This is a genomic window from Flavobacterium saccharophilum, from assembly GCF_900142735.1.
Lineage (GTDB): Bacteria > Bacteroidota > Bacteroidia > Flavobacteriales > Flavobacteriaceae > Flavobacterium > Flavobacterium saccharophilum.
The window spans coordinates 155,152-179,799 of the sequence record NZ_FRBY01000005.1; the positions used below are offsets into that span (position 1 = coordinate 155,152).

The 24,648-nt window shown below is 36.3% G+C and carries 16 protein-coding genes; 4 read left to right on the forward strand and 12 right to left on the reverse strand.

Annotated elements, in window-relative coordinates; translation table 11 throughout:
* Positions 1-211: 211 nt before the first annotated feature.
* From BUA98_RS16435 to BUA98_RS16450, 4 genes are read left to right on the forward strand one after another with little or no spacing between them, the layout of a single operon-like run.
* Entirely contained in the window at positions 212-3,538 is a 3,327-nt protein-coding gene (locus BUA98_RS16435; protein WP_072974332.1) for a SusC/RagA family TonB-linked outer membrane protein, read from the forward strand.
* Between the two features lie 11 nt (positions 3,539-3,549).
* A complete protein-coding gene (locus BUA98_RS16440) occupies positions 3,550-5,085 on the forward strand; it encodes a RagB/SusD family nutrient uptake outer membrane protein (protein WP_086065408.1) in 1,536 nt (511 codons plus the stop codon).
* Positions 5,086-5,111: 26 nt separating this feature from the next.
* On the forward strand, positions 5,112-5,750 hold the full coding sequence (locus tag BUA98_RS16445; RefSeq protein WP_072974336.1) for a fasciclin domain-containing protein: 639 nt from the start codon (positions 5,112-5,114) through the stop codon (positions 5,748-5,750).
* 31 nt (positions 5,751-5,781) lie between these two features.
* Positions 5,782-6,861, forward strand: coding sequence for a DUF5007 domain-containing protein (locus BUA98_RS16450; protein WP_072974337.1), 1,080 nt, complete (start codon positions 5,782-5,784; stop codon positions 6,859-6,861).
* 243 nt (positions 6,862-7,104) lie between these two features.
* Here the strand turns inward: BUA98_RS16450 and BUA98_RS16455 are convergent, their stop codons facing one another.
* The 12 genes from BUA98_RS16455 to BUA98_RS16510 all read right to left on the reverse strand — a co-directional run bounded on the left by BUA98_RS16455 (position 7,105) and on the right by BUA98_RS16510 (position 24,648).
* Entirely contained in the window at positions 7,105-8,775 is a 1,671-nt protein-coding gene (locus BUA98_RS16455) for a RagB/SusD family nutrient uptake outer membrane protein (RefSeq protein ID WP_072974339.1), read from the reverse strand.
* A gap of 87 nt (positions 8,776-8,862) precedes the next feature.
* Positions 8,863-12,000: a SusC/RagA family TonB-linked outer membrane protein gene (locus tag BUA98_RS16460; RefSeq protein ID WP_086065412.1), complete on the reverse strand. Its 3,138-nt coding sequence runs from the start codon at positions 11,998-12,000 to the stop codon at positions 8,863-8,865.
* Positions 12,001-12,493: 493 nt separating this feature from the next.
* Entirely contained in the window at positions 12,494-12,691 is a 198-nt protein-coding gene (locus tag BUA98_RS16465) for a hypothetical protein (RefSeq protein ID WP_072974340.1), read from the reverse strand.
* Between the two features lie 11 nt (positions 12,692-12,702).
* On the reverse strand, positions 12,703-14,355 hold the full coding sequence (locus BUA98_RS16470; RefSeq protein ID WP_072974342.1) for a sodium:solute symporter family protein: 1,653 nt from the start codon (positions 14,353-14,355) through the stop codon (positions 12,703-12,705).
* 74 nt (positions 14,356-14,429) lie between these two features.
* On the reverse strand, positions 14,430-15,089 hold the full coding sequence (locus BUA98_RS16475) for a beta/alpha barrel domain-containing protein (RefSeq protein WP_072974344.1): 660 nt from the start codon (positions 15,087-15,089) through the stop codon (positions 14,430-14,432).
* A gap of 16 nt (positions 15,090-15,105) precedes the next feature.
* Positions 15,106-16,107: a sugar kinase gene (locus tag BUA98_RS16480; RefSeq protein WP_072974346.1), complete on the reverse strand. Its 1,002-nt coding sequence runs from the start codon at positions 16,105-16,107 to the stop codon at positions 15,106-15,108.
* Positions 16,108-16,117: 10 nt separating this feature from the next.
* Complete coding sequence (locus tag BUA98_RS16485) at positions 16,118-17,008, reverse strand: SMP-30/gluconolactonase/LRE family protein (RefSeq protein ID WP_072974348.1); 891 nt, start codon at positions 17,006-17,008, stop codon at positions 16,118-16,120.
* The gene (locus BUA98_RS16490) at positions 17,009-17,782 is read right to left on the reverse strand and encodes an SDR family NAD(P)-dependent oxidoreductase (RefSeq protein ID WP_072974350.1); all 774 of its coding nucleotides are present in this window, start codon (positions 17,780-17,782) and stop codon (positions 17,009-17,011) included. It abuts the gene before it with no gap.
* An 18-nt stretch (positions 17,783-17,800) separates the two neighbouring features.
* Positions 17,801-18,256 (reverse strand): hypothetical protein, encoded by a 456-nt coding sequence (locus BUA98_RS16495; RefSeq protein WP_072974352.1) that lies wholly within the window; start codon positions 18,254-18,256, stop codon positions 17,801-17,803.
* Between the two features lie 149 nt (positions 18,257-18,405).
* Positions 18,406-21,108 (reverse strand): GH116 family glycosyl-hydrolase, encoded by a 2,703-nt coding sequence (locus BUA98_RS16500; protein WP_072974353.1) that lies wholly within the window; start codon positions 21,106-21,108, stop codon positions 18,406-18,408.
* A 39-nt stretch (positions 21,109-21,147) separates the two neighbouring features.
* Entirely contained in the window at positions 21,148-22,314 is a 1,167-nt protein-coding gene (locus BUA98_RS16505) for a mandelate racemase/muconate lactonizing enzyme family protein (protein WP_072974355.1), read from the reverse strand.
* Positions 22,315-22,329: 15 nt separating this feature from the next.
* Positions 22,330-24,648, reverse strand: a complete 2,319-nt coding sequence (locus tag BUA98_RS16510) for a glycosyl hydrolase family 95 catalytic domain-containing protein (protein ID WP_208857999.1) — start codon at positions 24,646-24,648, stop codon at positions 22,330-22,332.

The window sequence follows — 24,648 nt, forward strand, 5'->3', positions numbered from 1 at the left end:
GTTAAGCCAAAACTGGTTTGCTTATTGCCCTTCCTATGCCTTTTTTTAAAATAATTAAACAAATAAATATCAAAAAATAGAGTACTCACCATGCTGCTATTTTTTGATTTGAATCTAATTAAAATCGCCAACAACGAGCTATTAGGGCAAACTGTTATTACATCAACCATTTAATTAAACCACATTTATAAACCACTTAAACAACCAATTTATGAGAAACCAATTTGACCCGGCTCCGGCTGGGCTATTAACCAAACAAAAAAAAATATTTCTTTTGATGAAAAAGAAAGCGATATTCTTTTTTGCATTCTTATTTACTATTTCTTCTTTTGGAAATACCTTAAAACTATCCTCTGATTCAAAAGAAGATATTTTTATAAAAATTCCTGAGAAATCAAACCCCGAAGGAAAACTAATGACCTCCAAAATTGACAATACCATCACTGGAAAAATTTTGGGTGAATTAGGCGAAAATTTATCTGGAGCGACCGTCAAAGTAAAAGGCACTACTATACAAGCTATTACTGATGTAGACGGAAGTTTTTCGATAGCCGCAAAAGAAGGAGATATTTTACTTATCTCTTTTGTAGGTTATCAAAACAAAGAGATAACCGTTGGCACTCAAAAAAATTACAACATTAAACTTAAATCTGCTCAAAACGATTTAACAGACGTTGTTGTTATTGGATATCAAAAAGTCCATAAAAAAAATGTAAATGCAGCAGTATCCACTATTACCAGCAAAGATTTACAGGATATTCCGGTAATTAGTGTTTCTTCTATCATTGGTAGTTTAGCGACCGGAATACAAACACCGACTCAAACAGGTGCCCCGGGAGGAAGAGGTTCTTTGGTTATTCGTGGAAATACCAGTATGTCCTCAGGATACAGCAGCCCACTTTATGTGATTGATGGAGTACAGACTTCCCTAGAAGATTTAGCGGGATACAATACTTCCAACACAGACTTTTTAGCTTCTTTGAATCCAAATGATATTGAAAAAATAGATTTCTTAAAAGATGCTTCTGCAGCAGCTATTTACGGATCACGCGGTGCTAATGGAGTTATTATCATTACTACTAAAAAAGGAGGAGCATTGGATAAACCTGAATTTACTTTTTCATTAAACACAGGTCTATCCCCTATTCCGGATTTAGCACCAATGAACATTGGATCTGCCGAAAGAAATGCCAAGATGGCTATGTTATACAAATGGTGGAAATCTGATGACTTACAAACATCCCATATTCCGATGGTTCTATCTGACAGTTTGAATCCGGCATTCAATAATAAAGTAGATTATCAGGGATTATTTTATAGAACGGGAATTTCTAATAAGTATAATTTAGGTATGCGAGGCGGATCAGAATCGACTAACTATAGATTGTCATTAGGATATGACAATGTAGAGGGAGTTATTAAAAATTCCGGTTTCAAGCGTTATACTTTTTCAGGTAATATCAATTCTAAAGTTGGACAAAATTTTGACAATCAATTTCGGGTGAATTTAGTACTAACCGAAAATCAAACAGGTCAGGGAAATCCGGATGGTGGAAATTTTCAATTTAATAACACGTTGCCTACTGACCCATCAAACTTAAATTCTTCTTTATTCTATATTTCTGATGCTAAAAGGAAATCATTACAAGGAGAATTATCAGAAAAGCTAAATACTGATGAAGTTACACAAGTGACCTTTTCTGATTTTATGAAATATGATTTCACTTCTGCTTTTTCTGTTAATGCTCAATTTAATTATGTGTATAGTTCTGAAAAGAAAAATTATTATGAGCCTTCAACAGTGCGCGAAGATGGCGATGGTTTTGCCAGTTATGCTTTGTATAACCGTAAAAATTTATCTTCAGATCTTTATTTTAACTACCTGAAAAAAATTGGTGAACATACAATTACAGCTGTATTAGGACAAAAAACGGATTATAATAAATATGAAGATATGTTTATGTATGCCAAAGGATTTGGTGTAGACGCTATCAAGGTTATTAATAATCGTTATACGCAGGATCAAATTAATGGTTACACAAGTATCGAATCCAATGCTTTGCTATCTTATTTTGGTCGTGTAGGATATCGCTATAAAGATCGTTATATGGTTGACGTTGCTTTTAGTAGGGATGGCTCTTCTCGTTTTGGTGAAGATGTTCGTTATGCCAATTTCTCTTCTGTAGCATTAGGATGGGTTTTTTCTGATGAGCCTTTCATCAAAAGTTGGGGAGAAAACATTATAAGTTATGGAAAACTAAGAGCCAGTTATGGTGTAAATGGAAATGAAATTGATGAGAACTTTTTAAGATACGGATCTTACAAATTAGGATACGGTGGAAATCCATTATGGTCTAACCTTATGAATGTTTCTACTTATGGAGGTACAACAGGAGTTGTAACCGATTATAATACGATTGGGAATCCTAATCTTACTTGGGTAAATGCAAAACAATGGGATATTGGTTTCGATTTGGATTTGTTTAATAATCGAATCAATATAACCTTTGATGCTTACAACAAGAAAACAGAGGATTTATTATTCGAAACACCTTTTCCTGCTTATTCAGGATTCAATAAAGCAAAGTCAAATGTGGCTGGGGTAATGAATTACGGATGGGAATCAATGGTTAAATTCCAAGTCTTTTCAATGGGTAATCCTTGGAAACTGGAAATAACGACAGGGATAAGTCAAAATAAAAATTACGTAACAAAGCTTCCTAACGGAAACAAAGATTACTATGGGTATGATGAGGTTAGAGGGAGGGATTATGGATATGTGGTAGGGATGCCATTAATTCTTCCTGTACAATTCAAGAATGAATATATTATAGATGATTTGAGTCAGTTACCCGTAAATCCATATACAGGCGAAGTACTGCACGGGAAATCTGCGTGGGGAAATATTGCACCTGGTACACCAATCTGGAAAGATTACAATGGTGATTATTTGTTAGATGAAGCCGGTGATTACAAACTAGATACTTCATTTAAGCCAACACCAGATTTCACAGGTTTATTCAATATAAATTTACGATACAAAGGATGGTATTTACAAGCCTACAGTCAATTCTCGTTTGGCTCTGACATTATAGATTCGTCTACACAAAGATATTTGGATAATTATGACAGAGGCACTGATTGGGCTACTACAGGACTGCGAGATCTAAGTGATTTATCATTTTGGCAGAATCCCGGAGATGGTGCAGCAGGAGTACGCTACCCGGCTTTATACCCTGCTCTTCCTAATACTACTCCTTACTACAGATTTAGAAGTGGTCAGTCTTTATGGAAAGAAAGTGGTGATTATTGGAAAATATCAAATGCTACTCTTGGATATACAATAGACAAAAATCGTGTTTTAGATCAAATGCATATTTCTCGCGTGCGTGTTTATGGAACAATTTTAAATCCATATCAATGGCAACGCTCTAAAGTAGTTGCAGATGCTTCTCAGGTAGATGAAATGGGGTATACTCTTGGAAACGGGTATCCACAATCAAAAACATTCACATTTGGATTGGATATTAAATTTTAAATGAATTAAAAATGAAAAAATATACATATAGTAAAATAACAGTCCTGATTTTTGGCTTTTTTAGCCTATTTGGCTGTACAGATATGCTGGACCAGGAACCATTAGGTCTTGCCACTCCACAAAATTTTTGGGTTTCGCAAGCCAATGTTGAATCAGCGTTAGCCGGAGATTATGCTTTACTTAAAGAAGCATTGACTAAAGATTCAAACTTTTTATTGTGGGGTGAATTTACCGGAATGACCTTTATGGATAGTCAGTTCTGGATTGTAGATTATATCGAAGGAAGCGGCAATTATGTTTTGGCGTATCGTGATGATTCTCGTAACTGGAAAGGATTTTACAGAGCAGCAAACTGGGCACTTTCTATTGAAAAACACGTAAACGAAATGCCGGACAGCGATTTCAGATCGAAAGCCGAAAAAAACAGATTAATAGGTGAAGCGGCTTTTGTAAGATCGTTATCTTATTTCTATCTGGCCCGTATTTGGGGAGATGCTCCTATTGTTGATGAAGTTATAGAAACTTCAGATCAATTGATTAAGGATGGTTATATCATTACAAAACCAAGAGAAAATGAACTTAAAGTACTGGATTTTGCTTTGGCAGCAGCCAATAAAGCAATCAGTTTACTGGAATACTCTTCTCCAGGTTCTCCTAAATGGGCTATAACCGCAAACAAAGCAAGTGCCGAAGCCTTAAAAGCACATATTACACTTTGGTACGCGAGTCGAAATCAAGGTAATCCAGCAATGTTGGCTCAGGCTCTTGCCGCAGCTAATTCTGTAATTCAAAACAGTAATGCTTCACTTATTGATTATGCAAATGAAGGAGTTGATGGCTTTAATGACATGTGTATTGGTCAATCTAAAACTGGCCTTTTTGAGATCAATATCAGTTCTGCAATGAATGAATCCTATCGCGTTGACGGAGGTGATCAGACTATGACTGTCTTAACATTAACAGATCCGTTTTTTCTAAACCCTAATTCAATTGCCCCAGTTATTAGTGATGATTTTTATGGTAAGGATATGATGAATTCTAATCCGGATCGGGATAATGATAAGCGTAAAGAATTATTTTTTAGTGATTTTGATTCAAATGAACAGTCTTCTTTGATGAAATATTCTCAGGCAACGCGTGACGGTCAGTCAACTGATCCTTATGCGAGATTTTCAGAATCCAATATTCTAATTTTTAGATTAGCAGACATCTATCTTCTTAGAGCTGAAGCCAATATGAAATTAGGAAATACTACAGCTGCTGTTTCTGATCTAAACACGATCAGATCCAAAGCCAATGTACCGAACTACACCGGTGCGACAGACAGTCAATCACTGACCAAAGCCATTTTTGACGAACGCGCTATCGAACTTGTAGGAGAAGGACAAGCAGGATTTGACAGAATCAGAATGAATTACTACGCCGGCGTGAGTTGGATGAATCCAAGCAGACTGTCACATCAGGGATGTTTTTGGCCTGTTGATCCAACTATAATTTCAATTAATCCTGCCATTATTCAAACAGATTACTGGAAAGGAAAACTGTAATTTTTTTAATCTTAAAGAACATAAACATGAAATATATATCTATAATAATTGTACTGTTTACCTTGTATTCCTGCTCAAACGATGACTATCTAATAGATGGCGGTTTGGCCGATCAAAATGTTGGAATGTCAACTTACGATTTTCTAAAATCACATAAACAGTTAGACACCTTAGCCTTATTGATTGAAAAAGCCGGAATGATTGATATGGTCAACGCCAAATCAACAACCCTTTTTGCTCCGAATAACTTATCTATAAAAAATTACATTTATTACATGAGATTTGTAGAGGAAAATCAGGATTATGGAATCAATGATATACCCGTTGAAGACTTAAAAGTGATGCTGGGAGGCTACATTTTCGATCAAAGTCTGGATCGCAGTAAACTGGTGAACGAAGGTAAGATTTATATAGCGCATAATGGTGAGGAAAGAATGCTTTCACTTAGACCTGTCGATCAATATGGAGATCAGTTAGATGAATTTCCTGAGTATGTTTATTATACTTTTAAAGGAGAGGACGACTATTGGGGCGCTAACCCTGCTGAAGACGGTAACAATGATGATGTTTATACTGTTGTCAGAACTTCCAATTTAATTTCTACCAATGGCGTAATTCATGTCCTACAAGGGACTCATCATTTTTCGAATTATATTGTCAATTAAACCTCTTTTTAAGAAAAAAATATATGTACATATGAAAAAGATAATTTATTTATTTGGGAGTACACTGCTCGTATTATCCTGTGAGCAGCCCGAAGTAGGATATATCAGTGATAATATACATTCACTACAAGATACAATAACCGTTCCTCGTGGCGTATTTTATTCTTCAACGCCGCCAGCTGTAGAAGGATCAACTTACCCTATGGAATGGTCGATCACTGGCGTTACGGACAAAGATGGCAAACCAACTACTGAATTACAGGATTTACATGAAATTCTTACCTGGACGGCCCCATTTGACCCTAAAACTGACACAACGTTAGAGTTGGCCATGAAAAAGTTAAAATTGAGTCCTCAGCCTTCTATTATAATGAATCCTGTAAGTGGGGAATTTGTCTTCACCCAAGCTTCCAAAAATGTTGTTAATGATGATTTCATTATCAATGTAAATGCAAAAAATGTGAGAGGTGAACGTCAATTAGACAAGTTTACATGGGTAAAAATGACGCCTTTTGTTCCTATAGAATTCAAAACGGAGATGCGTTCAAGACTACAATTAGGTAAAGGAGGAGGAGTTTGGGATACCGGATATACCTACTCTGTAATGAATGAAAGCGATCCAAAAGTTGCAGGAGTATTAGACGGAACCGATCCTTATATCACTATTGTAAAAATAAGTGACGAACCTAAATTAGCGGTAAAAGTAAAAATGATTATTGCGGATAGTCATGGAACAGCTCTTGATCCGAATAAAGTAGTTTTTAACTATAGTGGATCTGAGCCTTTGCAGAATTATCATGACAATACAATAGGAACAGTACTCGATGCTGAAAGCACTACTTTTGGTTTACCTGCTCCTCCATTTCCACAATATGCAAGAAATTACCAAGGTAATGATGCTTACTTAATGTATTATTTAACAACAGCTGATGCTTTTACGGTAGATAAAGCTGCTTTTGAAGCAGCAAATGGAGTAAAAGACTGGACTAATTATATCGATCCTGCTACTGGTCAAATTCGAAACAGAGCCTATATCAGATGGGGTGTAAAAATAAACGATTCAGGCACCTGGGAAATTAAAATGAAAATCCCTTACACTACTAAAAAATAACTTTAACTGAATATACCAATCTAAAGTTATTTAAGCTCATTTATTTGAGTTGCTAATAAAATAAATCCCTTTTTACTGTAATAGGTAAAAAGGGATTTGCTTTTTAATATCCAGCTATTTACTTTATTATATAAGAAAAAAAAGCACTGTCCCACCACAGGACAGTGCTTTTTACATAAACCACCAATTTATTGGAAACCAAAACCATCAACAACAACTTACAAATTGTTGATGGCCTTTTCTTTAATACCCTTTTTCGGATTGTGCCGAACTTAAATTCGGGTTCTTATCTACTGCAGCCTGAGGATATGGCAATTTGTTAAATTTAGCCTGCCAGCCACGCTCTTGTGCAATATTACCTGTAATATCGTAAATAGTTTTCATTACCTGATCAGCAATTCCCCAACGGCGAATATCAAAATAACGCTGCCCTTCTCCGGCTAATTCAATACGTCTTTCATTTCGAATCAGTTCACGCATTTTTTCTTTCGTGTTATACATCGCATGATCTACCGCTGGCATACCTGAACGATCTCTAATATCATTAATTGCATCATAAACAGAACTATCCGGGCCACTCATCTCATTTTTAGCTTCAGCATAAATAAGTAAAATTTCAGCATAACGCATAATCGGAAAATCCTGCGCGCCATCCCATTCTGCAGAAAGATAAGCTGGGTCTGTAAGTTTTCTGAAATTATATCCTGTCATACTGCTGCTTGCACTCCAATCATAGATATAACCCGGAGAAGCATTTTCCCAAGGAGAAGTAGGAAACATTATACTAGCGTATAGACGTGTGTCTCTATTATGAAATTCTGCAAAATAAGCAGCAGAAGGACTTCCTTCATTATAATTTGCAGTTCTAACTTCAGCTGATGGTGCTACAAAAGCATGTCCTGTTTTGTTCCAATATGAATTTACTAATTCAACCGTTGGTGTAATAGAGCTCCAACCACCAATATCAACAGGTGTCAATAATGTATTTAAACCATTACCCCACTCATAAGATGAATTATTAATCGCTTGAGAAGTTATAATAACTTCTGAATTGTTATCATTTACAGCCCAAAATAATTGTTCGTAATTAGCGAATCCTTTATAAAATTTTTGTTCTTCTGCTGCTGATGCAAAATCAACAAAGGGCGAAAAATCATCTTTAATCTTAGATACATCTCCGCCTCTAAACAATTGGTAAACACCTAATTCTTTTACTTTTTGAGCACTTGCTGCAGCATCTGAAAATTTATTATAATCTAATTCTACCCTTGCTTTTAATGCCCATGCCGCGCCTTTTGTGATTCTTCCTTTTTCATTTTTTATACCTCCTGAATAAGTTAAAGGCAAATCGGCTTGGGCAGCTATCAATTCATTTATGATAAAAGTAACGATATCTCCTTCTGGCGTTGGTGCTACAGCTGTTTCTTGCGGACTAACATAATCTGTTGTAAGCAATGGAACAGCACCATAAGAACGTATTAAATCAAAATAGGCCATCGCACGTAAAACCTTTGCTTCTGCAATAAAACGTTTCTTAAGATTTTCATCCATATCAATTTTCCCCACATTATCTAAGTAGCTATTAAATCCTCGAATACTTTGATATTTACCAGAATAATTAGCTGCGTTTAATGAAGCAGGTGTTATGTTTCCTTCACTAATTGTTGTCGCATCACTTTCCCAAGGATATTGACAATAGGCATTATCAGCAGATCCGTCGTTATAAGCATTATTGTAAGCATATGCTAAATAGCCATAACAACCATTTAAGGCTAATCGGGCATCATTTTCTGAAGTCCAGAATGTGCTGCTTGAATTTGTATCTTGCGGCACTCTTTCCAATGGAGGTGCAGTACAGCTAAAAACGGCAGCTGCAGCAAAAGATAGTACTATTTTATTAAATTTATTTTTCATCTGTATATACTATTTTATGTCTTTGAAAAAGATAATCATGATCTTAAAACAAGCTGATCTAATCCGTTAAAAGACAATTTGTTTAAATTAAAAAGAAAGATTTACACCAAAAGAATAGGTTTTCAATTGTGGATAAGAGGCTCTTTGCGAAGCTACTTCCGGATCAAAATCCTTCATTCGTTTATCTCCTCTTATTGTAAACAAGTTGTTACCTGCCAGATACAATCTAAAACCTTGCAGTTTAATTTTCTCAAGTACATGCCTTGGAAAATTATAACCTAATGACATCGATTTAACACGCAGGTAAGAAGTATCAAATAACCAGAAAGAAGATCTTTGAAGGTTTTGTGTATTATCCGGAGAAAGCAACATTCTCGGATACGCTGCATTCGGATTTGGGTTTTCGGTTGTCCAACGATCCAACGCATATTCTTTTACACCAGCACCGTTAAAAAAGGCCTGAGATGCTTCATTTTCAAGATAAGCTTTTGTACCCTGCACCCCTTGCAACATTACAGCAAAATCTAAATTTTTATACTGTAAAGCTGAATTAAATCCGTAAGTCAGTTTTGGAATTTCACTGCCCATAATGACACGATCATCACCGTTGATTTTTCCATCGCCGTTTTGATCTTTATATTTAATATCTCCGGGTTTAGTATTAGTTGATTGTGTAGCATGGCCAGCAACATCATCAGCATTAGCAAAAAGCCCTTCTGCCTGCCACATATAAAAAGAACCCACAGGTGATCCTACTCTATTAATATAATAACCATCCGGAGGAGTCTCTGTTACATCTCCCAAATCTGAAACTTTGTTCCAAATACGGCTCATATTTGCCCCTACAGAATATTTTAATTCCCCTACTTTATTATTATAAGATACGGCAATCTCAAGACCGTTATTGGTAACCTCTCCTAAGTTGATTGGAGGAATAACACTTAATCCCGCTTCAGAAGGAATATAGGGATTCGGCAATAAAATACCATCCGTTAGTTTGTTGTAAACATCTACCTGCAAATTGAATTTATTGTTCCACAAGGCAAGATCCAAACCAATGTTGGTCATATTTACCTTTTCCCATCCTAAAAGTGGGTTGTAAATTTGCCCCGGTATAACACCATCCTGTTTTGTTCCGTCTAAAATAATTTGTGTTCCTGAAGTTAATGTATTATAATAATCATAATCTCCTACGTTACTCACACTACCTAATTTACCCCATGAAGCACGTAATTTTAGCTCTGATATCCATTCTGTAGATTTCATAAAATCTTCCTGTGAAATACGCCAAGCTCCCGATACTGAAGGAAAGACCCCAAAACGATTTTCTACCGGAAACTTAGATGATCCGTCATATCTAAGGCTCGATTCGAATAAATATTTGTTATCATAAGAATACGTTACACGACCAAAAAAGGATTGGAAAGCATTTTGACCCGGTTTTCCACTAACTGTTGTATTAATAGGATCTGCAGAACCAGCATCAATTGAACTAATATTATTAGTCACATATTCTTTTCTGGTTATATTCACATTTCTTCCGGAATTATCCTCATACGAAAGTCCACCTAAAACCTTGAAGCTATGTTTATCCAATTTTTTATCATAGCTCACCGTTAGGTCAGTTAAGAATTTTCCAAGGGTCGACCATTGTTCGTTATATGAATTTTGTACAACAGCTGATCCGGGTATTTCCACTTTTGTATCAAAATTAACAAGTGCCGGTAATCTGTTTACAAAGGCATTACTAAAATCATTATTTAAGTTATAAGAAACTGAACCCGTAATATCTAATCCTTTAATTGGAGTAAAAACGGCTCTTATCGCACCCGAGAATCGATCTTTAGTATATCCTGCTCTTCCGCCTTCTTTAAATACTCTATAAGGGAATTCCTGACTAACTCTTCCTCCTGTAAAAACTCCCCAGGTACCATCAGATTGCATTGGTACAGATATAGGAACTGCTCTGTCAATAGAAGTAAAACTAACCTCTCCGTTTTCATTCTCATAACGATCGTGACTAAAAGAGATAGTAGTTCCTATTGTGAATTTATCACTTACTTTAGATTCTGTATTGGATCTGAAAGAATATCTGTTGATTTGTTTTCCCGGAAAAAGAGAGTTTTGCTCAAAAAAAGATCCGCTTACAAAATAACGAGTTGAACCTCCGCCCGAAACATTAATTTCATGCTCAAATATTGGTGCTGATTTTTGAAGAAATAAGTCATACCAATTTGTATTTCCGTAATGATCAGGATCTGAATTATTCCTGATTTTCTCTATTTCTGCCGGTGTGTAAAACGCTGATTTACCTGCATTAAGTCTTGCTTCGTTATACAATTCAGCGTATTGCAAAGCATTTACCCTGTTTGGCAGTTGAACGGCTGACTGAACACCAAAATAACTATTATAATTAAATTGGGCTTTACCTTCTTTTCCTTTTTTGGTCGTTACTACGATAACTCCATAAGCAGCGCGAGATCCGTAAATTGCCGAAGAAGAAGCATCTTTTAAAACCGAAATACTTTCAACATCATTAGAATTTATTCTATTAAAATATTCAGAAGTTGCAATTACGCCATCGATAATAAATAAAGGAGAAGAAGTTCCTAAATTTCCTTTTCCACGTAAGTTAATTGTTCCGATGTCTCCTCCAACATCTCCTGGTCGCGCAATAACAGTAAGTCCGGGAACGGTTCCCTGTAAAGTATTTGTCAGCGAGGATACCGGACGATTTAAAATCGCTTTTGTATCTACCACACTTACAGCTCCAGTAAGATTAACTTTCTTCTGTTTTCCATAACCTACAACAACCACTTCTTCTAATTTCTGACCAGTTTGTTTCAGGACTATATTAAGAGTATTCCCTGTGATCGAAACCTCTTGGTCCTGCATTCCAATATAGGTTACAATTAATTTGGTAACATTATCAGGTATGTTAATAGAGAAACTACCGTCCATATCTGTCTGAGTACTAATTTTTGTGCCTTTTGCAATAATATTTGCTCCTGGTACCGGTAAGCCCTGTTCATCTACCACTTTACCTTTTATTACCTTTTGTACAAGAGACAAATAGATTTTTGAAGCTCCTTCTTTTTTAGGAATTGTCGCCGCCGATGCATGTAACGCAATTGTACATAATACAATGGGAGTAACTTGAAAAAAGTTCGTAAACAAACTTTTAGGCCAAAAATTTCTTGGCTTGTTTTTGGTTAGTAATTTCATAGTTTAATAGTTTTGATAATGGTTATTTTAAGTCATGTTTTTTTGTTTGTCCCCTTTTTTTCATTCGAAAAAGTTCTTTTTTACAGGCTTGTAAGTACTTAATCAGCAAATAATAATGGATGAAAATTTGAAATCTGCTTTCTAAAAAATAGGCTCTAAGCTGGGAACCAATGTATAATTTATGTCAGTCAGATTATTTTACTTTTTTAATAGAAATAGAAACTATTTTAATCAAAATCACTACTTACAAAGCATAGAATTATTGTTTCTGATTAAATATCATTTTAGCAGAAATCAACTTAGAATTTTGATTTTCAGTAAAGTATAAAACAAGAAAGCGTCATTGAATGTGCCTGAATTATTTTTTCAAATAAACAGGCACCTCAACTCAGTTAAAAAAAATAGATTTAAAAGTGCAGCGAAATAAAGGAGATCAAATTTCAGCTTTTATGATTGGAGTTTTATAAAGGCAAAACGCAATCTAATGAAGTTTTTAATTATTCTTTTTTCTTTTGGTTTTCAGCAAAAGCATCAATAAACCAAAAGAAGAAAACAGCAATCCACAATAAAGATTAATTTTATTGTTTTCTTCTAAAGAACCATCTGATAAAAAGGCATAACCCATTAAGAGAAAACCAATAATCAGAAAGAAAATCCCGATTACAATTCGTAAATCATATAATTTATTCATAGCTATTATTCTTAAAAAAAGATTATGTTAAATATAATGGTAACCAACAAAACGCCAACTCCCATCCAAAGCGGATTTTTATACCATATTTTGTTAGAATCTGTCTGTTTTGGCGTTAGACTATAAACCAATCCGACTAACTCTTCTTCCGGTTTTGGTTTGGTAACTAAACTAATTGCAATCGTCACAATAACGCACACTATAAAAGAAATCCATGCAATATTAAAAGCCTGACTTGTACCTGAAAAGTACTCATGTGTATTGGCGATCCAGCCTCCCTTTCCTTCTGCAACGGTAAGTCCGTGGGTCATGGTTGCTGTTGCAGTCCCGCAAATTAATCCCCAAAAAGCACCATGACCTGTTGTTCTTTTCCAAAACATTCCTAAAAAGAAGGTTGCAAAAAGTGGTGCGTTTACAAAACTAAATACCAGTTGCAGTAAATCCATTATATTATTGAAACCACGCGCTACATATGCCGTCATAATCGAAATTAATATTCCGGCAACGGTAGCAATTTTCCCTACATAATAATAATGTTTTTCCGAGCCATTTTTTTTGATATGCGATTGGTAAATATCAAAAGTCCATACCGTATTAAAAGCGGTTACATTTCCTGCCATTCCACTCATAAAAGAGGCAATAAGCGCAGTAATTCCAACTCCTAAAATACCATTCGGATATAATTTTTGCAATAAAATAGGCAGTACCATATTATAGTTAGCATCGCCATTGGCAGTTACAGGAAGTTCAAATCCAGAAAATTTATTTTGAAGCGCCAGCATTATAATTCCCGGTAAAATAACGATCATCGGCATTAATATTTTGGGAATCGCTGCGATAATAGGCGTCTTTTGCGCATCACTCAAATTCTTGCTTATCATAGCTCTTTGTACTACTAAAAAGTCGGTACACCAATACCCAAAAGCCAATACAAACCCAAGTCCGAAAACCATACTAAAAGCGTCAACTCCCATTGGATTATGCGAAGGATCATCTAATCCTTTCCAGACATGAAGTTTATAATCCTGTACGTTTGCCACAATTCCTTCCCATCCTCCGACTTTATACAAACCGAGAAAAACCAAAGGTGCAATTCCTAATACGATAAGAAAAAATTGAAGTACTTCGTTATAAACAGCACTCGTTAAACCTCCCATGAAAATATAGACAAATACCACTAAAGCAGCAACCCAGATGGATAAATCAAAATTCCAACCTAAAATCACCTCCATCAACATCGCCAATGCATACAATGAAACTCCCGAAGAAAAAACGGTCATGGCTGCAAAACCAAAGGCATTAAAAGTTCTTGTTTTTTCGTCAAAGCGAAGTTTTAAATATTCCGGTACACTCCTGGCTTTACTTCCGTAATAAAATGGCATCATGAATACGCCCAGAAATATCATGGCCAAAGCAGCTCCCAGCCAATAAAAATGAACCGTATACAATCCGTATTTTGCTCCATTGGCCGCCATTCCCAAAACTTCCTGCGCACCAAGATTGGCAGAAATAAAAGCAAGACTGGTAATCCATAACGGAATATTTCGATTACTCATTAAAAAATCATTTGCTGATTTTACTTGCCTTTTAAGCAAAAAACCAATCCCGATTACAAAAACAAAATAAATAGCAATAATGAGGTAATCAATCAATTCCAATTTCATAATAATAAATAGTTTATCTGATAATAGTATTAGGTCGTTAACTATTATCTAAGGTTGTATGGTTAGTAAATTCTTTAATTTAAATGGCTAATGAGCGTAGCTAAGTGAGCACTCATCTTACCATATTCGTGGTTTGACAGCATTTCTTTTGGGAAAAGTTTTGCCCCTAAACCGACAGAAGAAACGCCGGCTTCGTACCATTTTTCGATATCTTCTTTATTAGGTTCGACGCCACCTGTTGCCATAAAAAACATTTTAGGAAACACGGATTTTATCGCTTCTATATAAGAATATCCTCCTAATGGTTTTGCCGGAAATATTTTTACCAATGACAATCCCCAGTTTTCTGCGAGAGCAATTTCTGAAGGCGTGGCACAACCCGGAATCCACAATATTTTTTTCTCCTGACATATCAGGTAAATCTCTTCCAAAACAACTGGAGATATTAAAAAGTCGGCACCAGCCTCAATAAATAATTTTGCCTGAGCAACATTTTTAATCGTGCCTACTCCAATCTTTAGTTGAGGTAAGGCTGCGTCTCTGTAATCTTTCAATTCCTTAAAAACAGCAAATGAGTTTTCGTTTCGATCGGTAAATTCAAATACATTTATACCATTTTCATAGCAAATACGCATAATATTTTTACAAACCTCAGCATCCGTATTGGTAAATAAGGGAATGAATTTTTCTTTTAGAATATCTTCCTGCATTTTTAAAGGATTCGAAATGATCATATGTTTTCTGCTTTAATTAGCGAATTATTCTTCCGCTTCCTTTTTGTTGAATGATCGTCTCAATTTCTTCCTTTGAAGCAATATTCATATCACCCGTTATATAATGTTTCATTACGCCGCATGCGGTTGCAAATTCTATAACTTGCTGAAGTGGCTGTTGTTCATGTAAACCATAAATCAAACCCGCCATAAAAGCATCGCCTGCACCAATACGTTCCGCAATATTGTCTATTTTATAAGTTGTTGAAGAAACTACAGCACCGTTATTCCACAAATAGCCAACATATTCATTTGAAGCATTATTTTGATAGCGCATGGTCATGGCAATGTATTTTACATTTGGCAATTTTTCCTTTAATAAAGAACACGTACTTTCAACCAAATTGTTCTCATCCGGATGGATATTAAAATACAATTTTGCGGCATCAACATCAGCGAGAATTACATCGCAATATTCCAATAGTTTTGGCATTATTTCGCTACTCTGTTTTCCATATTGCCATAAAGTTGATCGAAAATTAAAATCAGCCGAAATCAGTAGTCCTTTTTCCTTTGCAGCCTTCAGAGCCTCCAAACAAATTTTGGCAAGATTTTCATTTAATGCCGGAGTAATCCCGCTCCAGTGAAACCATTCGGCCTTATTGAAAATTTTATCCCAATTTACATCCCTCTCTTCCAGCATACTAAAACTCGAATATTCACGATCGTATGTGACTTTTCCTGGTCTGGCTCCTACGCCACTTTCGTAATAATAAAGGCCCTGGCGTCCTTTTTCTTTTTCTATAATGGTAGTCGGAACTCCATAACGATGAAGTTGTTCTATACCGGCCTGACCGACACTATTACTAGGTAACGAAGTTATATATCGAGTGCTTTTTTTAAATGTCGCTAACGAAACTGCAATATTAGCTTCAGAACCTGCCCAGTGCATTTCAAGGTTTTCTGCCTGCGTTATTTTTTTGTTTCCTGGCGGAGTTAAACGTAACAAGTACTCTCCAAATAAAACTATTTCTTTCATTGTTACTCTTTTATATTTTATTTTGGATTTTAAATGGATGCATCTGAGTTCCCTTAATTCCAACATCAACTAAAAATAAGGTACCGCTTTCTGGAAATTGTTTTAGCTGTTCATCACTTAAACCTACGCTTGCCGTAGTAATTAATAATTGTGTCATAGATGCTCCACCAAATGCACAAGAGCTAACATGTGGAGCATTGACTTCCACTTTTCCAATTAATTCACCCGTAAGCGGATTGTATCTGTTTACGGCTCCTTCTCCCCACATGGCTACCCATAACATTCCCTGTTCGTCAATTGTCATTCCATCTGGTGTAAAATCCGGTTCTTTCATTTCAACGATAATCCTTTCATTGGAAATCGCACCCGATTCTAAATCAAAATCATACCCTTTTATATTGTAATCAAATGAATCGACATAGTACATTTTAGTATTGTCAGCATTCCAGCAAATGCCATTGGATACTTTTCGATTTGAAATCATTTTTTTGACTTCTTTCCCGTCAAAACAATATAAGGTTCCGACGGCTCCCTTTGCTTCTTTGTTCATTGTCCCAATCCAGAGTCTTCCCGCAGCATCGCATTTTCCATCATTAGATCGATTGGTTGGTATTTCTGCTTCTAATTTTATTAGCTCTTGTAATTCTTCTGAATCAAAATCAAATATTGAAATTGAATTTTCCAGACCTAGAATAAGTCGGCCATCATTTGCCGGAACTACGGTTCCGACTTTCTCCTGAAGTTGTCGTTGTTTCGTCATTCCGGAAACAGGGTCTAGTAAACCTACTTTTTGCCCTTCTATGTCTACATAAAAAAACAGCTTACGTGCAGAACTCCAGATTGCTCCTTCTCCAAGAACTAATTTTGTATTATTTAATGAGGTTGCTTTCCATGTTTCCATTTATTGATCTTGCATTAATGCGGTTCTTCCTCCATCGATTAAATAAGTAACTCCGCTGGCAAACGAGGCGTATTCACTAGACAGGAATACACACCAGGCGCCAATTTCTTCGGGAGATCCTATTTTTTTTACCGGATGTAAATCAATTGTTCTTTGTCGTTCTGTTTCAGGATCCGGAAAGGAATCAAACCATTTTTGATTTCCGGGAGTGTCTATAAAACCAGGCGCAATACCTACAGTTCTTATCGTTGGTCCCCATTCAATAGCTAAACTTCGAACCAATCCGGTCAAAGCTGTTTTGGTAACATTATAAGGGAAACAGCCCGGAATACTTGAATAGGCATGATTAGACGTCATGATGATGATAACACCATTATTCTTGTCTAAATAAGGCTTGCATATTTTTGTTACTCGCCAATGCGACGCCAGATTTAATTCCATGTTTTGCTGCCAATTTGCTTCATCACAATTTGCTGCGCCTTCAAAAACATTTTGTCCGGCATTGGAAATAAGTACATCAATTCTTCCGAATGTTGCCATTGTATTTTGAATGAATTTTTGCAAATCTTCTTCCTTGGTTACATCACATTGTGTGTACAGAGTTTTCTCTGGGTTTTCAGAAGTAACTTTAGTAAAATCACCACCATCTGCTGATGTTGCGCAACCAGAAATATTTGCTCCGGCTTTGGCAAACATTTTTGCTATACTAGCTCCGATACCGGTAGTAACACCAGTAATCATAACTGTTTTTCCTGTTAGATCTATCTGAAACATATTTCTTTTATTTTCTATTTATTTTTGACTTTTCATCTTTTCCCGCAATTGTTTTTCCTTCTCTGCATTCCAATAGGAACAATCAAGTTGTAAAAAAACTGATGTATATGGAATTGTTTCATTGGTTTTTAATACCACTATTTTAAACAATTTTGATGCTTCGTCTAATTTAGTAAAAACAGAATCATGAAGAATACTTTGGGGTTGTAATTCTAAATTCGTTTTTCCCATTTTCATCAATTTCTCTGATTCTATGCGGAATGATGTTACACCTTTTGCCTGGGATTCTGTAATAAATTGTAATTCCTTATCCTGATAAACAATCGGTTTTACATGTCCGGATGAATTTAGCTGTTGAAAAACATATTTCAAAACAGGCAAAAGATTTTCGTTCGTGTTAATCACTTCTATACCCGCGGCATTTTGTTCCGGAAAAGCTTTATCTGCAATAACAATCCAATTACGATGACCCAATAATGGAAGTTTTTGATCAAATTGGGGTTTTCAATTATTATCCGCTTCAATTATTGGCTTTGATTCATTTGTTTTAGATTGATTGCAAGACAGCAGCATTACAAAAACCATCCCTAAAAGTATATTTCTTTTTAGCATTTATAATCGTATTAGATCGTAATTGTTAATGTTTCATTTGTTTGAATAGTCAGTGGCTTTTCAAGTTCTACTATGATATCATTTCCATTTTGTTTGTATTTCATTTTTACTTTTTGTCCGCCCACAGCTGCTATTACTTTTTCTATTGGTAATTCGCTTATTTTTTGCAGGCTTATTTTTTGTAAACGGAGTGAACCATATTTTACTTCAAAACGATGCATCTGTTTCTCTTTTTGATTCTTTTGAGAATAAGAACCCCAGCCTTTTGCCGTAACAAACGGTGCTTCAAAATTTTCTTTATTCCATTTAGGAGCAAATCGAATGAAGTTTTTAGGCCCATGATATTCAAAGCCACAAGCTGTAATAAATGTTCCGTAGCTCGCCATCGCTCTCCCGTAGTGATCGCTGCATTCTATCTCATTAAAAGGATTTCGTTTGTACGCATGATAACGATCGTGAACTGCTCGGGTAAGTATTAGCGATTCATCTGTCATTTCTTCGGCCATAAGATGACTGGCAACCTGATGTTCAAAACCTGTCATACATTCATGGAAATATCCCATTTGCCAGGTAACGGATTCCCCATAAGGATTGGCCTCTTTTTTAGGATTGGTATTCATAACCATCCCGCTTTCACCCGGTAAGGCATAAGGACGCCAGCCTGTGTGTTCTTTTAAATAAGGGCCTACATCCTGCATGAAATTATATTTCCATAAGGACTTCAATGCGCTGGCTGTTTTTTCTTTATCGTTAATTCGGCCTAAGCCAACTTGCCACGCCCAACTTTGTCCCAATACCTGATCGATATGACAAGTGTTGTAAGAGCCTACTCCTTCTCTTCCTTTGATGGCATCAGGTTTATGGATATAATATTCTCCATTGAATAAAACCTCATCCATGTTCTTAGAACCTTTTTCAGCATATATTTTACATTGCTCAGCAAACGAAGTATCGTTCATCTCTAAAGGCATCACACCGCCAGCTTTTACTGCTGCGATCGATAAACCGGCAATCCATGCAATTTCTCCATCCCATACGGCATCCAATGTATTTTCCATTGGAGTATCTGTAAGTCCATTGCCATTTTTATCCTGATTAATTAAAAATTGAGTCGCTTTCTTAATGTTTGGCCAATTTGTTTTTAAAAAAGTATCATCGGCGCTCATCTGATGTTCTCTTAAACATCCCAGAACTCTACCGGCTTGTCCATCGATTGCTGGGCGTTTATCATATTCTGCCCTAAACCAGATGCCGCCATCTTCCTGTAAAGCGATACCAAGATCAACTCTTTGACGATTATCTCTTTCAATACCCGGAAATATTCTGCCTGTTGCCTGTGCGTATTGCCAAACATGCGTGCAATTTCCTTCGCATGCGCCAACACCTTCCCATGCCCATGAACGACCTGTTTTAAAACGATGCGAAGTAGTGGTAGCTAATGCTGAAATATTAGAAAAAGTTCGTTCCATAAACCACCACGGCAAAGTTGAATTATACCAGGTATTCTTCCATAATTTTGTTTGTGCGGATAAAAATGGATACAGATCAGCTACATAATCGGCGACAGCCAAAGCATCAGAAAATTTATTTAAATAATAATGTCCTGTTCTTGCATCTGGCACATCAATACGTTTTCCAACATTTGAGAAATGCCAACTAATAGCGAATTCTTTTTTTACCGTTTTTCCAGGTGCTAATTTTTCAGTTGCAGCGATTCCGGCAATTAACTTTTCATTTGCATTTACTATGTTTTTGGCTTCTCTTCCCTCTTTTGAATTAAATGATGCTGCAGAAAAAGGAAGACTAAACGAAGAAATAGCAACGGCATTTTTCCCTATAAATGATAAGCAAAGCGATCCTGAATCTCCTGCTTCCGCAAATTTTGTTTTATCATTTGCGTTAAAGGTTGAAAAAATGGAGACATGATTCGGTTTAGTAATTACCGTATTTTCTCTTTTTCCATCACTGCTTGCTGTCGCTGAAAATTTATTAGCTGCATTTTCCAACCAACCTATTATTTCAAATTCAACAACTTCTTTTCCAGTGTTTTTAATTTCAAAAGACTGGATTGTAACCGGAATATTCGAATTGTCTTCGTCTAACGGAATGAAAGGCGAAAATGCGGTTAGTTTTATTTCTAAAGGAAAATCGGAATCTATATAATGAATAACAGCCACGGGATAGGTTGCTTCAAACTTAATTTCGGCCCAATCTTCCAGATGAAAACGTTTGGTTATAGTGTTTTCTTTATAAGTAATTTTTATCCCAAAACCCTGTTCCAAAGGGTGAATTTCGGTTGCCGGAAATACATAAGCGGCACCGTCACGAGGACGTAATTTAATTTGTTCGCCATTGCCTTTGTTCCATTCTACAAGTTTTGGTTCAATACCTTCCTGATTTTTATTGAAGATATCCCAGAGCCACAAACGGCCATCACCTCCCAAATAGACAGTACCGCAGTTTATTCCTCCAACAGGCATACCAATATATTTTAATTCATTTTTACTTTTGAGATAAGTGGTAACCGTTCCTCGTTGGTACAATGATTTTATCCAATCCGGATCTGTTTTTTTATTGAGTAAAATATTTCCATTACCAAATTTATCAGTGTCAAAAGTACCGGCCAGAACATCCATTTGCATGGCAAGCAAACCAGCAGTAAAAATACTTGTCTGCTTTAAAAAATCACGTCTCTTTATTGATTCGATTGACATAGCTGCTTATAAATTGGTTGAAAATTAAATTCAAAAAAATTACACATAAAATCCTGGTCTCGGAACAACAATTCCCGGATGTTTTTCCATTTCTTCTTCCACTAAATCCACACCAAGACCTGGTCTGTCACTTAAATGAAGATGACCATTTTGAATCATATCTTTTATGGGATGCGTAATAACCGTATCTCGCCACGGCACATCATTGAACATAAATTCCTGGCGAAAAAAATTAGGAACAGAAGCACAGACATGAGCCGACGCCAATGTAGACAATGGTCCGTTAGGATTATGTGGCGCTAATAAAACGTTATAAGCTTCCATCATAGTTGCCATTCTTTTCATCTCAGACGGGCCTCCGCAACGTGTAATATCCGGCATCATGATATCGCAAATATTCTTTTCAAGGACAGGACGAATTCCATGTCTTGTATAATGTCTTTCTCCCACACAAATCGAAACGTTCGAAGGAATACGTTCCCTCATAGCTCTTAAGGTATCAGCACTTTCCGGACCAGCTGGTTCTTCATACCAGGTAATATCAAGCGTAGCTAAACGTTGGGCCATTTTTACGGCCACTCTGTAATTCAGCATTGCATGCGTTTCGATCATAATATCAAAATTGGGTCCTACGGCATCGCGAACCGCTTTACTAACATCAAAAGCTAAATCCTGTTGTTCTGCTGTTAGTGTAAGATTTGAAGACAAATCTTCACCATACAAATAATTGGTATGAGCAAACGGATCAAATTTTAATCCTGTAAAACCTGCTTCTTTCACTTTTATAGCCTGTTTTGCATAATCCTCAGCATTGTGTCCGCCACCTGTAAACCAGTAATTGGCATATAATAAAATATCTTTTCTAAAAGCACCACCTAACAATTCGTAACAAGGGGTACCTAAAACTTTTCCCTTTAAATCAAGCAAGGCCATATCAATTCCGCTAATAGCGCATAAACTTGCTCCGTTTGGTCCTACCCAGTTTAGATCGCGATATAATTTTGTCCAGATAAAATCGGTTTTCATCGGATCCAGGCCAATAATTCTTTCCCCAATATGCTTTGCTGCATGATAAACAATTGGACTTCCCGGCCAATTCGTAGCTTCTCCAACACCGGTATGTCCAGTATCTGTATATATTTTTAATAGTGTCCAGTTGTATTTAACACCTTCAACCATCCACACTTTTACATCTGTAATTTTCATCTCTTTCTATTTCTATTAATATCTTGTGTCTTTATTTTTCAAAATAATCGAACCTCCTTTATCAAATTGCAGTTCTATAAATTCCTCTGAAATTTCTTTAGTATTTACCTTCTCGCCTGATTCAATCTTCCAATTTTTAAACGGTAATTTTAATTTGGTTTTTCCGCCCTGCTCCGCTACAATTTTGATTTCTGTAATAATGCCCTCTTTCTTTGAAGCGCTAACTAAAAATGCTCCCTCCGCTCTTAACGTATTAAAAGAAATATCTTTCCAGGAAACCGGAACAGCAGGCATGATTTCTATAAAACCGGCATAACTTTGCAATAACATTTCTTGTAAACCGGCGGCAAAAGCGAAGTTGCCTTCAAGTGTAAAAGGTTTGTATTGAAATTTTGAATAACCCGATTTCGTCTGATCTCCATTGACATGAAAACTATTTTTAAGACAAAATGCTTTAGCAAAAATTTCCAAATCGTGGGCAGCTCCTTCTCCGTCTTTTTCCCTTGCTTTTAGATTCGCCATCCAGGAATAAGAGTAACCGCACCAGTAATCTGGGCCAATTTTATCTACCAGATTAAGCGTATTTTTAATGGTTGATTGTGCTTTTTCTCCATCTTCCCATTTAATCAGACCAAGCGGATGTATGGCCATCAAATGAGAAAAATGTCTATGAGATTCCGTATAAGGCATTGTTGGCGTAACCATCATTTCATTATTTACGGTACGCGCATAATCTGGAAATTGATCTCCTATTTTTTTCCAATGAAGCGCTTCCTCTTTTAATCCAAGTTCTGTTGCTAATTCCGCTGCAGTTTTGAAAGTAAAAGTCATTAAGGCCAGATCATAATTGGTATTCTGATGGAACCAGGCACTAATATCATTGTCATTCATTTCCGGACTAGAACTAATGGGTAATTTCCTGAAACCTTTCTCATCTATTACTGTAGTTTGTTCCAAATGTTTAGCTACGTCCTTAATCCATGGATATGCTTTTTGTTCCAAAAATTTACGATCCATGCTATAGCGCCATTGCAAATAATAATGATGTCCCAGCCAGGCAGAAACTGTAGGAGAAAAAGAATATTGTATCCATCCTCCCATTTCAGTTCCATCAAGCGTTGTAACACCGGGAACTGCCAAACCATCATTCCCAAAATACATTTTGGTATATCGTTTATAATTGGCTTTGTTTTTCTCGAGATCATCGATATATCCCAAACCTTCTTCCAAATGATTTCCACTGTACGAAGGCCAATAGCTTAACTGCGTATTCAAATCATGATGATAATCTCCTTTCCAAGGTGGCAGACGTCCATTATCTGCAGTCCAGACGGCTTGCAGGGAAATTGGCGGCGCTCCTCTTCGGGCTGCTGACCCAAATTTGTATTGTTCCAAATACCATTGTTTTTCTAATAAAGGATCAGGAACCTGAATACTGGATTTGCTCCAGAATTTCTCCCACCAGGCAATATGACTTTTCAGATCGGTATTATAACCGCTTTCTAATGTCTTTTTTACAACACTCTCAGCAACAGGATTTATTTTAGTGCCTGGATATTGAGAAGTAACACTCCATACACCTTCAATGGTTGCGTTGTTTATTTTTTTCCAGGTAACACTTATTTGATACTTAAATCCTCCCCATCCTTCCTGCTCATACGAAATTGTATTCCCCTGTTGTGTCACTTTACCCTGCTTATATCCTAAGCGTGCTAAATCATCGCCTCCAACAGGATCTCCGGATACTTTAACTTCTCCCTGATATTTTGGTGCAATTAAATGCGGAATGAAATCTCCTTTTAAATTCTCAAAACGAAACCATCCTACTGGTTTAACAGCGTGTACAAATGTTTTTAAAACAATTCCATTTTGCCATTTTACTTCACATATAGCCTCTTTTGGAGAAAGACGTACGGATGAAACTGTGCCCCAATTTTGAATTTCAAATTCCAATGCGCCACCTGGTATTTTACTCGGAGCAGGTTCGGTATCATACGGCTCGTCAAAATATTTTTGCACAATGCCATAATCCTTCTTTTCAACTTGTCCTTCTACCCATTTGTAACTAAACTCCTTACGATGCAAACCTTTCATTGGTCGCATATCCCACAAGTCAGCCCGATCTAATGACAAATGCAGATTATTTCCTTTTTGCCAGACTAAGGCACCAACCATACCATTCCCAAGCGGAATCCCTTCATCCCACGAGGTGGAAAGTTTGTCAAAATTAAGTTCATGTTTAGAAACTACTTCTTTCCTATCCGTTACTTGCTGCGCATTTAAAGTATAAGAAGTTAAAGAAGCAAAAATTAAAACCAGATGAAGTGCTTTCAT